15 protein-coding genes are annotated in these 14927 nt (G+C 67.9%); 8 read left to right on the forward strand and 7 right to left on the reverse strand.

Annotation, left to right across the window (positions count from 1 at the left end):
- Positions 1 to 7: 7 nt before the first annotated feature.
- The 5 genes from M5E06_RS01625 to M5E06_RS01645 all read left to right on the forward strand — a co-directional run bounded on the left by M5E06_RS01625 (position 8) and on the right by M5E06_RS01645 (position 4400).
- A complete protein-coding gene (locus tag M5E06_RS01625) occupies positions 8 to 1144 on the forward strand; it encodes an ABC transporter permease (protein ID WP_252136932.1) in 1137 nt (378 codons plus the stop codon).
- 68 nt (positions 1145 to 1212) lie between these two features.
- Positions 1213 to 1545, forward strand: coding sequence for a hypothetical protein (locus M5E06_RS01630; RefSeq protein WP_252136933.1), 333 nt, complete (start codon positions 1213 to 1215; stop codon positions 1543 to 1545).
- Between the two features lie 175 nt (positions 1546 to 1720).
- On the forward strand, positions 1721 to 2494 hold the full coding sequence (locus tag M5E06_RS01635; RefSeq protein WP_252136934.1) for an ABC transporter ATP-binding protein: 774 nt from the start codon (positions 1721 to 1723) through the stop codon (positions 2492 to 2494).
- Entirely contained in the window at positions 2487 to 3311 is an 825-nt protein-coding gene (locus M5E06_RS01640) for an ABC transporter permease (protein WP_252136935.1), read from the forward strand. Before M5E06_RS01635 ends, M5E06_RS01640 begins: the two co-directional genes overlap by 8 nt.
- A 51-nt stretch (positions 3312 to 3362) precedes the next feature.
- Positions 3363 to 4400 carry an ABC transporter substrate-binding protein gene (locus tag M5E06_RS01645; protein WP_252136936.1) on the forward strand — a complete coding sequence of 346 codons (1038 nt, stop codon included), beginning with the start codon at positions 3363 to 3365 and terminating at the stop codon, positions 4398 to 4400.
- 19 nt (positions 4401 to 4419) lie between these two features.
- Here the strand turns inward: M5E06_RS01645 and M5E06_RS01650 are convergent, their stop codons facing one another.
- The 6 genes from M5E06_RS01650 to M5E06_RS01675 form a co-directional block, all read right to left on the reverse strand.
- Entirely contained in the window at positions 4420 to 5133 is a 714-nt protein-coding gene (locus tag M5E06_RS01650; RefSeq protein WP_252136937.1) for an ABC transporter ATP-binding protein, read from the reverse strand.
- Positions 5130 to 5903 (reverse strand): ABC transporter ATP-binding protein, encoded by a 774-nt coding sequence (locus tag M5E06_RS01655; protein WP_502801954.1) that lies wholly within the window; start codon positions 5901 to 5903, stop codon positions 5130 to 5132. Before M5E06_RS01655 ends, M5E06_RS01650 begins: the two co-directional genes overlap by 4 nt.
- Positions 5900 to 7747: an ABC transporter permease gene (locus M5E06_RS01660; protein WP_252136938.1), complete on the reverse strand. Its 1848-nt coding sequence runs from the start codon at positions 7745 to 7747 to the stop codon at positions 5900 to 5902. Before M5E06_RS01660 ends, M5E06_RS01655 begins: the two co-directional genes overlap by 4 nt.
- A gap of 147 nt (positions 7748 to 7894) precedes the next feature.
- Positions 7895 to 9166 carry an ABC transporter substrate-binding protein gene (locus M5E06_RS01665; protein WP_252136939.1) on the reverse strand — a complete coding sequence of 424 codons (1272 nt, stop codon included), beginning with the start codon at positions 9164 to 9166 and terminating at the stop codon, positions 7895 to 7897.
- A gap of 150 nt (positions 9167 to 9316) precedes the next feature.
- On the reverse strand, positions 9317 to 9757 hold the full coding sequence (locus M5E06_RS01670) for a MarR family winged helix-turn-helix transcriptional regulator (protein ID WP_109150105.1): 441 nt from the start codon (positions 9755 to 9757) through the stop codon (positions 9317 to 9319).
- 368 nt (positions 9758 to 10125) lie between these two features.
- A complete protein-coding gene (locus M5E06_RS01675) occupies positions 10126 to 10299 on the reverse strand; it encodes a hypothetical protein (RefSeq protein WP_158281995.1) in 174 nt (57 codons plus the stop codon).
- 416 nt (positions 10300 to 10715) lie between these two features.
- On the opposite strand from M5E06_RS01675, the gene M5E06_RS01680 reads away from it, so the two are divergent.
- Both M5E06_RS01680 and M5E06_RS01685 read left to right on the forward strand, forming a co-directional pair.
- On the forward strand, positions 10716 to 11984 hold the full coding sequence (locus tag M5E06_RS01680) for an outer membrane beta-barrel protein (RefSeq protein WP_252136940.1): 1269 nt from the start codon (positions 10716 to 10718) through the stop codon (positions 11982 to 11984).
- A gap of 372 nt (positions 11985 to 12356) precedes the next feature.
- Positions 12357 to 12938, forward strand: coding sequence for a polysaccharide biosynthesis/export family protein (locus M5E06_RS01685; protein WP_247870556.1), 582 nt, complete (start codon positions 12357 to 12359; stop codon positions 12936 to 12938).
- Positions 12939 to 13042: 104 nt separating this feature from the next.
- On the opposite strand, the gene M5E06_RS01690 is transcribed toward M5E06_RS01685, so the two are convergent.
- Positions 13043 to 13237: a hypothetical protein gene (locus tag M5E06_RS01690; protein WP_167393295.1), complete on the reverse strand. Its 195-nt coding sequence runs from the start codon at positions 13235 to 13237 to the stop codon at positions 13043 to 13045.
- 401 nt (positions 13238 to 13638) lie between these two features.
- On the opposite strand from M5E06_RS01690, the gene M5E06_RS01695 reads away from it, so the two are divergent.
- Positions 13639 to 14838: an IS256 family transposase gene (locus M5E06_RS01695; RefSeq protein WP_252136941.1), complete on the forward strand. Its 1200-nt coding sequence runs from the start codon at positions 13639 to 13641 to the stop codon at positions 14836 to 14838.
- Positions 14839 to 14927 lie beyond the last annotated feature (89 nt).

Below are 14927 nucleotides of genomic sequence, written 5' to 3' on the forward strand. Positions count from 1 at the left end.
CGAGGCTATGACGAACCCGTACCGCACCAGCCTGCGCAGCGCCGCCGATTGGGGGCTGGTTACCGTGATCCTGCCGGCGCTGGTGGCGCTGGTCCTGTCGCTGGGGTCACTGAACGGCGTGCCCGTCGGCTGGCTCGGCGGAACCATGGCGCCGCTGTTCCTGATCGGCGTGGTGCTGGCGGTGATTGCGGGCCGCTCCGCGCCGAAGCGGGTCTGGGGCGCCTGGGCGGAGCTGGCCGGCGTGGCGCTGGCTTGGCTCCTGCCGTTCCGTTTGCTGAAAGAGGGATTGGACCTGTCGGCCGGTTGGGGGCTGTGGCTGTTCCTGGTGGCGGCGACGCTGCTGTTGTGGCGGGTGATGGGGGTGCTGGCCGGGGTGCCGGGCTGGACCCGCTCCGTCATCGTGCCCGGACTGTTCGGGCTCGGCCTGCTGGTGGGGTGGGAGGTGCTGGTGCGCGGCTTCCAGGTGCCGGCGATCCTGCTGCCGCCACCCAGCCGCATCGCTTTGGCGCTGGCCGCCAACGCGCCGGTGCTGTGGGATGATTTTCGCCAGACGGTGCTGACCTCTGTGCTGCGCGGCTATGTGATGGGCTGCGGCGCGGGCTTCCTCGTGGCAATCCTTGCCGACCGGGTGCCCTTTCTTGCCCGCGGATTGCTGCCGCTCGGCAATCTCGCCAGCGCCATTCCCGTCGTCGGCATCGCGCCGATCATGGTGATGTGGTTCGGCTTCGACTGGCAGTCGAAGGCGGCGGTCATCGTCGTCATGACCTTCTTCCCGATGCTGATCAACACGCTGGCCGGTCTCGGCAATTCGGAGCGCATCCAGTTGGACCTCATGCGCAGCTATGCCGCCGGCTATGGTCGGACGCTGGTGAAACTGCGGCTGCCGAACGCGCTGCCCTTCCTGTTCAACGGGTTGAAGATCAACTCCACCCTGGCGCTGATCGGCGCCATCGTCGCCGAATTCTTCGGCACACCGGTGGTCGGCATGGGTTTTCGCATCTCCACCGAGGTGGCGCGGATGAACCTGGACATCGTGTGGGCGACCATCGCGGTGGCGGCGCTGATCGGCTCCGGCCTTTATGGCGCGCTGGCGCTGCTGGAGCGGGCGACGACGGCGTGGCACCCGTCGATGCGGCGGCGCTGAATCACGCGGACAGCGCTGGCACGGCCATTGCTTTCATTCCGCCATTCCAGCGGGCAGGGGAGGTGGGCATGGCCGTCGTCGTCGTTCTGAAGCATGTCCGCCTGACGCGGGCGCTCCAGGCCATAGAAATGGCTGCGGCGTCGCTGGACAGCGAGCTTGCCGCCTTGCACGCCGCCGGTCAGGCGGGATTGCTGGGCAATCATGCCGAGGAAGCCACGCTTCTGCGCACCTATGTCCGCACCTTGCGCGTTCTGTTGCAGGCGATGACCCCCGACGAACTCGACGAAGCGGGCCTGAGCGAGCGCCATGGTCTGGCGGAGGCCGCGGTCGGCCGCTGTGCCACCGCCTTGCGGGCGCTGGAGCTTCCGGCCGCCGGTGGTCCGGCGATGGGCATCGCCTGACGAAGCCTGTCGCGAAGCCGACAGCGCCTTGACGTCTTCCGGCCACTGCCATACTGCCGTATGGCTGGAATGCGGAAAGCCTTTCCCCTCTCCAGAGGAGGAACGCCGCGCTATAGTGGCGGGCTCAACGAACAATCGGATCCCGCCGACGAAGATGCGGGCATAAAAGGGCGCGATGAGGCTACTCGTTTCCGATCTGACCCACCGCTATGACGATCTGACCGTCCTGGACGGCATCGACCTGACGCTGGCGGAGGGCGAAATCCTGGCCGTGATCGGCCCCAGCGGCTGCGGAAAGTCTACGCTGCTCGGCATCGCCGGCGGCATCGTCGCCCCGACCTCCGGCACCATCCGGGTCGAGGGGGAGGTGCCCGACGGCTGCCTGAACCCGATCACCTTCATCTTCCAGGATTTCGCCCTGCTGCCCTGGCGCACGGTGGAGGACAACATTGCCCTGGTGCTGGAGCATCACCCGCTCTCCACCGCCGAGCGGCGCGAGCGTGTCGACAGCGGTCTGCGCCGCATGGGTCTGTCGGAGTTCCGCAACGCCCTGCCCAAGCAGCTGTCCGGCGGCATGCGCCAGCGGGTCGGAATCGCCCGTGCGCTGGCGGTGCGTCCGGCGATGCTGTTGCTGGACGAACCGCTGTCGGCGCTGGACGCCCAGACGCGCGAGCTGCTGATGGACGATTTCCTGGAGCTTTGGCGGCGGGAGAAGACCACCGCGCTTTATGTCACCCACAATCTGGACGAGGCGTTGCGACTGGCCGACCGTGTCTGCGTGCTGAGCCGCCGTCCCGGCCGCATCCGCGAACTGGTCACCATCGAGGAGCCGCGCGAGCGCCGGCAGGAGCCGTCGGCGCAGGCCCATCTGGCCGAAGTGCGCGACCGGCTGTGGCACCTGATGAAGGCCGAAGCCCAGATGGCCGACCGGGAGATCGCCCGTGCCTGACAGCCTGAACCCTAAAGTCGCTGCCACCGCCGCAATCGGCCAGCCCGTCCGTTTCCGCGGCGGCGGTTTTACCGTAAAACGCCATCCCTGGGCGGCGCTGGCCGCCTTCGCCGTGCTGATCGCGGTGTGGGAGGGGGCGAGCCGCCTCGGCCTTGCCAGCCCCCTGTTCCTGCCGCCGCCGAGCGCGGTCGGCCATGCACTGGCCGGCATGGTGACGGACGGCTCGCTCTGGCTGAACCTGAAGGCGTCGCTGGCGCGCATCGCCGTCGGCTGGGTGATGGGCACGCTGGGCGGCATGCTGGTCGGCTTCGCCATGGGCATCTTCTCCACCGCCCGCGCGGTGGGGGTGCCGCTGGTGTCGGCCTTCTTCCCGATCCCGAAGATCGCGCTGCTGCCGCTGTTCATCCTGTGGTTCGGCATCGGCGAGCCGTCGAAGTTCGCCACCATCGGCTTCGGCGTCTTCTTCCCCACCGTCATCGCCACCTACAGCGCCATCGATCAGGTGCCGCGCAACCTGATCCGCATGGCGCAGAGCTTCGGCCTGCCCTGGGGATCGATCCTGCGCTCCATCGTGTTGCCGGGCGCCTTGCCGGGCATCCTGGCCGGCTTCCGCATCACCGCGTCGATCGCGCTGATCCTGGTGGTGGCCGCCGAGATGATCGGGGCGGAGTACGGCATCGGCGCCTTCGTGCTGATGGCCGGCAACCTGATGCAGACCGACACGCTGCTGGCCGGCGTGCTGGTGCTGTCGCTGCTGGGGCTCGCCATCGGCACCGTGCTGTCGCAGCTTGAGCGGCGCCTGCTGAACTGGCGCTGATCGGCATTCTTCACAAGAAACCTGAACCATTCCTCGGGAGGATTTCCGTCCATGACCGCCGCCATGACCGTGGCCCGCCTCACCCGGCGCGCCGTGATCGCCACTGCCGGGGTAGCCTTCGCCGCCGGTACCCTGATGTCCGCCGCTCTGGCGCAGCCGCTGGAGAAGGCGACGGTCGGTGCGCTGGCCCTGTCCTCCTCCGGGCCGATTTTCATCGCCAAGACGAAGGGCTATTTCGAGAAGGAAGGGCTGGACGTCGATCTGAAGATGTTCACCTCGGCCCAGCAGGTTCCGGTCGCGGTGGCTTCGGGCGATGTGGATTTCGGCGTCACCGGCCTGACCGCCGGTTTCTACAACCTCGCCTCCAAGGGGGCCGTCACCATCATCGCCGCGCAGAGCCGCGACGAGCCGGGCTTCCCCTTGAGCGCCTATATGGCGACCAACGCCGCCTATGACGCCGGCCTGAAAACGCCGGCCGACCTGAAGGGCAAGCGGATCGCCATCACCACCGTCGGCTCGACCTTCCATTACATGATCGGGCTGCTGGCGCAGAAGCACGGCTTCACGGTCAAGGATGTGACCATGGTGCCGCTGCAGGACGTGCCGAAGATGGTCGCCGCCTTCAAGGGCGGGCAGGTCGACGCCATCATCGCGCCGTCCACCGTGTCGCGGCAGCTGGCGACCGACGGCGCCGGCAAGATCCTGGGCTGGGTCGGCGACGAGACGCCCTGGCAGCTCGGCGCCCTGTTCACCGCGCCGAAGACGATGAAGGACCGCCGCCCGCTGGTGGAGAAGTTCATGCGCGCTTACAAGACCGCGCTGGCCGAATACCACACCGCCTTCAACGGCAAGGACGCCTCGGGGAAGCTGGTGAAGGGTCCCGGCTATGACGAGTTGCTGGGCATCATCGCCGACGCCACCAAGCAGAAGCCGGAGATCGTCGCCGCCGGCCTGCCCTATGTCGATCCGCAGGCCCGCCTGCTGGTGGACGACGTGGTCAATCAGGTGAAGTTCTGGCAGTCGGAAGGCCAGGTCGACAAGTCGCTGGACCCGAAGTCGGTGATGGACCTCAGCGTCGCCGGGGAGTGACGAGAAGGGGAGGGGGCGGTCACACCGCCAGATACGCCGCCCTCACCCCCTCATCCGCCATCAGCTCCGTCATCGTGCCGGTCCAACGCAGGCGGCCGGTCTCGATGACGCAGGCGCGGTCGGCAACGGCCGAGGCGAAGGACAGGCTCTGTTCGGACAGCAGGACCGACAGCCCCTCGGCCTTCAGGCGTCGCACCGCGTCGGCCATCTGCTTCACGATCAGCGGCGCCAGCCCTTCCGACGGTTCGTCGAGCAGCAGCAGCGACGGGTTGCCCATCAGCGTGCGGGCCAGCGTCAGCATCTGCTGCTCGCCGCCGCTCATCCGGGTGCCGCGGCGGCCGCGCATCTCGGCGAGGTTGGGGAACAGAGCGAACAGCTTCTCCGGAGTCCAGGCCGGGGCGCCGGGGCGGGGCGGCTGGCGGCCGACCTCCAGATTCTCCTCCACCGTCAGGTCGGCGAAGATGCGGCGGTCCTCCGGCACATAGCCGACGCCGAGCCGGGCGATGCGGTGGGCGGGCAGGGCCGACAGGTCGCGGCCGTCGAAGCGCAGGATCGCGGCGTGCCGCTCCACCAGCCCCATGATCGCCTTCAGCGTGGTGGTCTTTCCGGCGCCGTTGCGGCCCATCAGCGCCACCACCTCGCCCCGCCCCACCGTCAGGGCGATGCCGTCGAGGATATGGGCGCGGCCGTACCAGGCCTGGAGGCCGTCCACCGTCAGCAGCGGTTCGCTCACGCCTCGCCTCCCAGATAGACGGATTGCACGCGCGGGTCGGCGCGCACCTGATCCGGCGAGCCTTCCGCGATCAGCCGGCCGCGGTCGAGCACCAGTACGCGGGTGGCGTGGCCGAAGACGGCATCCATGTCATGCTCGGTGAACAGCACCGCGAGGCTGCGCTCGCGCACCAGCTCCGCCGTCAGCGCCATCAGGGCGAGCCGTTCCGCCGGGGCCATGCCGGCGGTCGGCTCGTCCATCAGCAGGACGGTCGGCTCGCTCGCCAGCGCCATCGCCAGCTCGACCCGCTTGACGTCGCCATAGGCCAGCACGCCGCAGGGGCGGTCGGCCTGGGCCGCCATGCCGACGCGGTCCAGCAGGGCCAGCGCCGGCTCGCGGAACTGCGCGGCGGCCGGGCGCCACAGCCCGAACAGGCGGCGGGCGCGCGACAGCAGCACCATCTGCACATTCTCCGCCACCGTCATCGAGGCGAAGGTCGCGGTGATCTGAAAGGTTCGGCCGACGCCCAGCGCCCAGATGCGCCGTGGCGGCAGACCGACCAGTTCGGTGCCGTCCAGTCTGACCGAGCCCGAATCGGGCCGCAGTTGCCCGTTCAGGAGGTTGAAGCAGGTGCTCTTGCCCGCGCCGTTCGGTCCGATCAGCGCCAGCAGATCGCCGGAGCGCAGGGTGAAGGACACGCCGCCCACCGCCTGCACTCCACCGAAGGAGCGTTGCAGGTCACGCACCACCAGTTCGCTCATGGGCAACTCGGTCATGGGCAACTCGCTCATGCCCGCCTCCGCCCGAAATTAGAACGCAGGCCGGACAGGAAGCCGACGATGCCCTTGGGGAAGACCAGCACCAGCGCGACGATGATTAGGCCCAGCACCAGCCGCCACCAGTCGGTCATGCTCATCACCTCCGACTCCAGCAGGTGGAAGACCGCCGCGCCGGCCAGCGGTCCGGCGACGGTCTGGATGCCGCCCATCAGCACCATCACCAGCGCATCGACCGACTGCGGCACCGCCAGCAGGGTGGGGAAGACGCTGCCCTTGGCGAAGGCGTAGAGGCCGCCGGCCAGGCCAGCCGCCGCGCCGGCGAGCACGAAGGCCATCCACTGGAAGCGGCGCACGTCGATGCCCACCGACTCGGCGCGGAGCCCTGAGTCGCGGCCGGCCCGTAGCGCATAGCCGAAGGGGGCGAAGGCCGCCCGGCGCAGCAGCCACAGCGCCCCGCCGCACAGCGCCAGCGTCAGCCAGTAATAGGCCGCCTTGCCCGCCGCCCAGGCCGACGGCCAAACGCCGAGGATGCCGTTGTCGCCGCCGGTCACCGCATACCATTGGAAGGCGATCGACCAGACGATCTGCGCGAAGGCCAGCGTCAGCATGGCGAAATAGAGCCCCGACCGCCGGACGCAGAACCAGCCCGCCACCAGCGCCCCCAGCCCGGCCAGCACCGGCGCGCCGGCCAGTGCCAGCGGCATCGGCGCGTCCATGTGCTTGACCAGCAGGGCCGAGCCGTAGGCGCCCAACCCGAACCACGCCGCATGGCCGAAGGACACCAGCCCGCCCAGCCCGATCAGCAGATGCAGGCTGGCGGCGAACAGGGCGAGGATCACCACCTCGGTCAGCAGGATCAGCGCGTAATCGCCGGCGACCAGCGGTGCGGCGGCCATGACCGCCAGCAGGGCCAGTGCCCAGGCCCCGACATGGCGTCCGGACGACAGCGGCACGGTCACAGTGGCGGGTGCCGTCGGCGGCACCTCGTCGGCCCGGCCGAGCAGGCCATGCGGGCGCAGCACCAGCACCACCGCCATGAACAGGAAGACGATCACCAGCGTGATCTGCGGAAAGACCAGAATCCCGAAGGCCTGCAATTGCCCGATCAGCAGCGAGGCGAGGAAGGCGCCGGTCAGGCTGCCCATGCCGCCGACCACGACGACGACGAAGGCCTCGACGACGATGGCCATGTCCATCTGCAGAGTCACCGCCTCACGCGGGACCTGCAGAGCGCCGCCCAGCCCGGCCAGCGCGCAGCCCAGGAACAGCACGCCGGTGAACAGCCGCGCCGGATCGACGCCCAGCGCGCTGGTCATCTCGCGGTCCTGCGTCGCCGCGCGCACCAGCGTGCCCCAGCGGGTGCGGTTGAACAGCAGCCACAACAACCCCAGCACCAGCGGCCCGAGTCCGATCAGCACGAGGTCGTAGAGCGGGAAGGGCTGGTCGAGCATGTCGATGGAGCCCTTCAGCCCCGGCGCCCGGCGGCCCAGCAGATCCTCCGGCCCCCAGGCCCAGGCGGTCAGGTCCTGCACCACCAGCACGACGCCGAAGGTGCCCAGCAGCTGGAACAACTCCGGTGAGCGGTAGAGCCGGCGCAGCAGCCCGATTTCCATCGCGGCGCCGAGTGCTCCCATCATCAGCGCCGCGGCGGCGACCGAGCCCCAGAAGCCGGCCGGCGTGCCGCCGAACCGCTCGATCAGCGACCAGCCGGCATAGGCGCCGACCATGTAGAAGGAGCCGTGCGCGAAATTCACGATCCGCGTCACACCGAACACGATGGTCAGCCCCGACGACACCAGGAACAACGTCGCCGCGGTCGCGAGCCCGCTGAGGGCCTGGACGAGGAGGAAGGACATGGAGAGGTTACTTCAGTGCGGACTCTTGCCCCCTCCCCAACCCTCCCCCTCTTCGATGGAGAGGGAGTCAGTCGCAGAGCGGCGGCAGTCCCCTCTCCCACCGAAGGTGGGGGAGGGTTAGGGAGGGGGCAATCGAAGCCTACAACGTCACTCCGCCGGCCGCATCTTGCGCGCCACGTCGTCGGGCGGCAGGTAGTTGGCGCCGTCGGCGTAGTGCCAATCCTTCATGGTGCCGCGACCGTCCTTGACGGTGGTGGTGCCGACATAGGCGCCCATGGTCGCCTGATGGTCGGAGGCGCGGAAGGTCACCGGGCCGACCGGGCTGTCGATGCTCAGGCCGGCCAGCGCATCGACGATCGGCTCCGCATTGGCGGACCCGGCCTTGGTGATCGCGGCGGCGACCGCCTTCATGGTGATGTAGCCGACGATGGAACCCGCCTTGGGTGATTCCTTGAAGCGCGCGGTGTAGGCGGCGACGAAGGCCTTGTGGGCGGGCGTGTCGATCTGGTCCCACGGATAGCCGGTGACGATCCAGCCTTCCGGCGCCTCATCCTTCATCGGCTCCAGATATTCCGGCTCGCCGGTCAGCAGGCTGACGACCTTGCGGTTGCGGAACAGGCCACGGCCCTCGCCCTCGCGCACGAACTTGGCGAGATCGGCGCCGAAGGTGACGTTGAAGATGGCGTCGGGCTTGGCGGCGGCCAGCGCCTGGACGGTGGGGCCGGCCTCCAGCTTGCCCTGTGCCGGCCACTGCTCCGCCACGAACTGGACGTCCGGGCGCTTTTCCTTCAGCAGCTGCTTGAACCACGCCACCGCCGACTGGCCATATTCATAGTTGGGGGCGACGGTGGCCCAGCGCTTGGCCGGCAACTTTGCCGCCTCCTCCACCAGCATGGCCGCCTGCATGTAGGTGCTGGGGCGCAGGCGGAAGGTGTAGCGGTTGCCCTTGGCCCAGGTGATGGCATCGGTCAGCGGCTCCGCCGCGACGAAGGGCACCTTGTTGCGCGCGGCGAAATCGGCGACGGCCAGCCCGATGTGGGAGAAATAGGTGCCGGCGAGCACGTCCACCGCTTCGTTCGTCACCAGCTCCTGCGCGACGCGCACCGCGTCGTCGGGCTTGCCGGCATCGTCGCGCGAGACGACCTGCAGTTCGCAGCAGCCGATCACGCCACCCTGGGCGTTGATCTCCTCCAGCGCCAGCTGCCAGCCCTGGCGGTAGGGAATGGTGAAGGCGGGCAGGCCGGTGTAGCTGTTGATCTCGCCCACCCGCACCGGCGCGCCGCTGAACTTCACCGGCTCCTTCGCGGATTGGGCAGTGGCGGGACCGGTGGCGATCGCGACGACGGAGATCGCGGCAAACAGTGCGGCCGAAAGAAGGGACTTCGCCGTCGGCGAGGCGGTCGGGTGGCGGTGCTTCATCCTGCGGGGACCCCGGTTCGTGAGAGACCAGCGGCGTGTCCGGGTCGCGGTGCGACGCAACACACCGCGTTCATAGCAAACCCCGCGCAAAAGTCACCGACTGATCGGGGGTTTCCCGTTCGGCCTTTCCCAACCAGCAGGCGATGCCGCCTACATCAGGCGGGCCAACAGGGCCAAGAACTGCACCCGCTCTTCCTCCGACAGCGGTTCCAGGGTGCGTTCGTGGGCGGCGGCGGCGTTCGCCATCAGGTCGACGACCAGCGCCTGCCCGATCCGCGTCAGGCGGACGCTGGTGCGGCGGCGGTCCTGCGGGTCGGGCTGGCGTTCGACCAGATTGCGCTCCACCAGCCGCAGGATCACGCCTTGCGTGGTCGCCGGATCCATGTAGGTCAGTCGGCCGAGCTGGTTCTGCGACAGCGGACCCTCGGCATACAGGGTGGCCAGGGCCGCCCATTGGGTGGGGGTCAGCAGCGAATCGCCGATCAGGTCGATGAAGATCGCCGACGAGCGCTGGTGGGCGCGGCGGAGGCGGTGGTGAACCTGGCCGGCCAACTGGTAGTCGTCGGGAGGCAGTCGTCCGAAGTCGTCCATGGCAACGGGCCCGTGGTTCGCGCCCGCCTTCGGTCCGGGGTGAAGGCTGGGGCGGGCACGGACCGCCGCTCCCGGCTGCGTGGGCAGAGGTGGCCCGGCGTTTGCCGCCTGTTGCCACCCGTTGCATCCATTATGCGTTCCTCATGGAAAGGGTAGAAAACGCAATGGCCGCAGTGCAACCTTCGCAGATGCGTCATAGAGCCACAGGAATGCGAACGTCACCGTCGGCGCAACAAAAGAAGCGGCGCAAGTTCGAAAACAAGGCAAGCGCTGCTTCTGCCGCAATTCGGGTGAACCCGATCGCCGATTCATGACGCCGCCGCTATGATACGCTTCGGCCGCCGCCGCTTCTCACCGCCTTTTCTTCGTCAGGGTTTCCGCTTGGGCGGATAGCTGTCAGGCGGAGCGGTCTTCTCCGCGGGACTTGCCGGACCCTCTCCATCGGGGGGTGTCACCCCGCCCGGCGTGTAGGGTGGGGTGGTGGCGTCGGGCGGGCGCTTGGTCGAGGGCGGCGACGGCGGCGTGTCGAGTCGGCGTGTCATACGGCACCTTTCCTGGTCAGGAATCGTCATGAACAACCCGGCGCGGGGCGGACGGTTCCAAGTAGGGGCAGGGCAGGGGTGGGGGAGCTTCGCCAGTTCTGTCGGTCCGCGGCTATGACCTTCATCTTACGACCATTTGAAAAATGGACTGAAATCAATCGAATCATTGCCACCGCCGCACTTGTCCCATTGCCGGGCTTTTGTTGCGGCCACACCACAGGACCCGGCAAAAGCGGCGGCGGCCGGGCTTCACTGTTGCGGAAGGAGCACGGTTTGTTGTGTCTTTGCCGAGGATGCGTCCGCATCGGGTCCCGCCGGAAGGCGGTGCCCGGACGTGTCCCACCAAGGGGCCGGCCCCGGCCCGACGGGCCGACCGAACCCAGAGCCGACCGAACCCAGCCAAGCGCGGTGACTCCATGAAGACCAGCACCCTTTCCCTCCTCGCCCTCGCTCTCGCCTCGACCGGGCTGACGTCGCTTCCCGCCGCCGCCCAGGACGACCTGCAGCGTGGCGAAACCGTGCTGGAGCGCCGCCGGCCGGAACTGGAGCAGCTTGGCGTCCGCGCCGGCTCCTTCCTGTTCCTGCCGCGGGTGGAAGCCGGCGCCACCTATGAAACCAACGTCTACGCCACCCGCGACAACCACGAGGACGACGTCATCTGGACCGTCCGTCCGCGGATCGACATCAAGTCCGACTTCGCGGCCCATGCGCTGAACTTCTCCGCCTCTGCCGATACCGGCCGCTACAGCGACCATTCCGGCGAGAACTACACGGACTATGCCGCGCAGGCCGACGGGCGTTACGACGTGAACAAGGGCGGTGCGCTGGACGCCCGGCTGTTCCACCGCCGCAACCACGAAGGCCGCGGCGACATCAACAGCCTGCAGGGCTATGCCGAGCCGGTGAAGTATTTCACCAGCGGCGGCGAGGCCGGCTATACCCAGCGCTTCAACCGCCTGCGCGCCCGCGTGTCGGGGTCGGCCCAGTACATCACCTATGACGACGTCGACCTGATCGGCGGCGGCGTCGCCCGCCAGGGCGACCGTGACCGCTGGGAATACGCGACGGTCGGCCGCGTCGGCTACGAGTTCATCGAGGGCTATGAGGCCTTCGTCCAGGGCACCTATTCCTGGACCCGCCACAAGAACGACCGCGACGCCTTCGGCCTCGACCGCGACTCGGACGGGTACGAGGTGGTGGGCGGCGTTGCCAGCGAGCTGACCGGCCTGGTCACCGGCGAGTTGTTCGCCGGCTACCTCGTCCGTAATTACAAGGACTCGCGGCTCGAGGACTTCAGCGGCCTGTCCTTCGGCGGGCGCCTGAACTGGGCGGTCACCCAGCTGACCGGCATCAGCGCCACCGCCAGCCGCCAGGTGCGCGAGACCTCGTCGAGCCCGGGCTTCGGCACCGCCTCCAGCTACACCCGCACCCTTTTCGCCCTGGGTGTCGATCACGAACTGCTGCGCTCGCTGGTGCTGAACGCCCGGCTGCAGTACCGTCAGGACGACTTCAACGGGAACGACCGCAACGACAAGGTCTATACGGCCAGCATCGGCGGCACCTATCAGATGAACCGCTATCTGTATCTGACCAGCGGCTACACCTATGAAAAGCGCAACTCCAACCTGAGTGCGGCCGAGTACAGCGACAACCTGATCTACCTGCGACTCGGCGCTCAGATGTAATCCCGGCTGTAATCCGCCGAATCCGGATCGTCCGTCCGGGAAAGTCCCGGCCGAAGGTCCTAAAGGTTTTGCTGAACAGGGCAGGGCGTCCGTCCTATGACGGGCGCCCTTTTCTTATGCCTGCTTTTGTAGCCGGCAGCGATGTATTGGGGGGATCCGAAGGCGGTAATTCCTCTCCACTTTTTCCCAAGCGCTTGCGAGTTGCTAGTCTCCACCCGAATTCAGGTGCGTGACCAAAGGGCGCCGCTGCAAGGCGGCCGGCGGATGGGTGGTTCCAAGGAGCCGTTCCATCCATCCGGGCCAACCGGACCGGTGATCAGGACCGGACCGGCGCTGCGGCAGGCATCCACCAGCCAGGGAAAGGGTTTAGGGATGAATCGACGTCATATGTTCCGTGCGCTGGGCCAGGGGATCGGGTTGGCCGCGCTCGCCGTTGCCATGGTCGGCTGTGCCGGCAACGACGCGCCGATGGAGACCGCCAGCGCCGGTCAGATCGGCGAGTACCATCTCGGCCCGGGCGACGCCTTGCGCGTCATCGTGTTCGGTGAGGAACAGCTGTCCGGTGAGTTCCGCGTGGACGGCACTGGCAAAGTCGCCATGCCGCTGATCGGCGAAGTCTCGGCCAAGGACCGCAGCACCCGCGACCTTGAAAAGGAAATCACCACCCGTCTCTCCGCCGGCTATGTGAAGGACCCGAAGGTCAGCGTCGAGGTGCTGAACCACCGGCCCTTCTTCATCCTGGGCGAGGTCCGCAACCCCGGCCAGTACCAGTATGTCAACGGCATGACCGCCCTGTCGGCCGTGGCGATGGCCGGCGGCTACACCTACCGCGCCAAGGAGGATTACGTCCTCATCACCCGCGGCGCCGATCCCAAGAAGGAAATCCGCAAGGCTCCGATCACCACCTCGGTGATGCCGGACGACGTCGTCCGCGTGCCGGAGCGCTATTTCTGAGCCCAGGCCTCCGAGGGTCGATAGCGGGACGCCTGACAACAAAAAGCCCGACCGGGATCCCCGGCCGGGCTTTTTGCCGTTTTGGACGTCTTGCAATCAGGCGGTCAGGTGTCGAGCGTATCGCCGCCCTTCTTCTGGCCCGGCGGGATGCGCTGGTCTTTGGGGACGATGGGATCGCGCGACATGCCGTGCGGCGGGGTGGTGCCGGCCGCCTCGTCGTCGGTGCCGAGCGGAGCGGCGGCGGGATCGGTGGCCGGAACCTTGTCGCCGGTCAGCCCGCGATCGATGTCCGCGCGCATCCGATGGGCCTCCGCGCTGGGAGTGGTGGGCGTGTTACCGCCCGACTCGGGGCGCTGGGGCTTGGTCATGATCGGCCTTTCGCACAAGCTGGTATCAGAGGGCATTCCAATGCCTCCTCCAACCGTGCTGCCGTCCAAGGGTTCCGTGGTGACAATACCGTCAGTGCGGCACCGGGGCGGCCATGGCCTTGCCCGTACATCCACAGCGGGCGGTGGTGCCAGCGGGCGTGAGACACCCCGGTCGTGCCCCACGGGGTGGTGTAGGAGCTGTGGGGAACCGGCCCGCCGCAGCGCCCTCCCATGGCTGGCGTAGGCGGGCCGGTTATCCACAGCGGGCGGTCATCGTGGTTCTTCGGTAGAGTCTGGTCACCACAACACAACCTCGACCGAGGGTGACCACGATGACCGACGAGATGATGGCGCTTCGCGCGATGCTTGAGAAGGGCGCGGATGCCGATGTTCTGCGTGAGATGATCGGCTTCGCCGCCGAACGGCTGATGGAACTGGAGGTGCAGGGCCTGACCGGGGCCGGTCATGGCGAGCGGTCTGCCGAGCGGCTCGTCCAGCGTAACGGCTACCGGGATCGCGACTGGGAGACCCGCGCCGGCACTGTTGAGTTGCGCATTCCCAAGCTGCGCAAGGGGTCTTACTTCCCCGGCTTTTTGGAGCCGCGGCGGATGGCCGAGAAGGCGCTCACCGCGGTGATCCAGGAGGCCTACATCCAGGGCATCTCGACCCGCTCGGTCGACGATCTGGTCCAGGCCATGGGGATGTCGGGCATCTCCAAGAGCCAGGTCAGCCGGCTGTGCGAGGAGATCGACGAACGGGTGAAGACCTTTCTTGGCCGTCCCATCGAAGGCGATTGGCCCTACCTGTGGCTGGACGCCACCTACGTGAAGGTCCGCCAGAACGGGCGCATCGTCTCGGTGGCCGTCACCATCGCGGTGGCGGTCAACACCGACGGCCGCCGCGAGGTCCTGGGCATGGACATCGGCCCGTCGGAGGCCGAGACCTTCTGGATCGAGTTCCTGCGCAAGCTAAAACGCCGGGGGCTGAGCGGCGTCAAGCTGGTGATCTCCGACGCCCATGGCGGCATCAAGGCGGCGGTCACCCGCGTCTTCCAGGCGACGTGGCAAAGGTGCCGGGTGCATTTCTCCAGGACCGCGCTTGCCCATGCCGGCAAAAGCGGCCGGCGCGTCGTGGCGGCCTTCATCGCCACTGCTTTCGCACAGGACGATGCGGCATCCGCCCGAACGCAGTGGCGGCAAGTGGCTGATCAGGTCCGTCCAAAGCTGCCGAAGCTAGCCGACCTGATGGACGAGGCGGAGGAAGACGTCCTGGCCTTCATGACCTTTCCCAAGGAGCATCGGGCCAAGCTCCACTCGACAAACCCGATTGAACGTCTCAACGGCGAGATCAAGCGACGCACCGAGGTTGTCGGCATATTTCCGAACGAGGAGGCGATTACGCGCCTCATTGGTGCCATCCTCTTGGAACAGAACGACGAATGGGCTGTCCAGAGGGCGCGCTACATGACGCTGGAAACCATCGCCCCACTCGGCGATGATCCCCTCGTCAGCCTGCCCGCTGTGGCCGCCTGACAATCCCGGCCAGACCACCCGGAGACCATGAGCGCCTCTCCGCTCCTACACCACGGCCAGGGACACGATCGACACCCCTTCGGGTGTTC

Source organism: Azospirillum sp. A1-3 (genome assembly GCF_023806445.1).
Classification (GTDB): domain Bacteria; phylum Pseudomonadota; class Alphaproteobacteria; order Azospirillales; family Azospirillaceae; genus Azospirillum.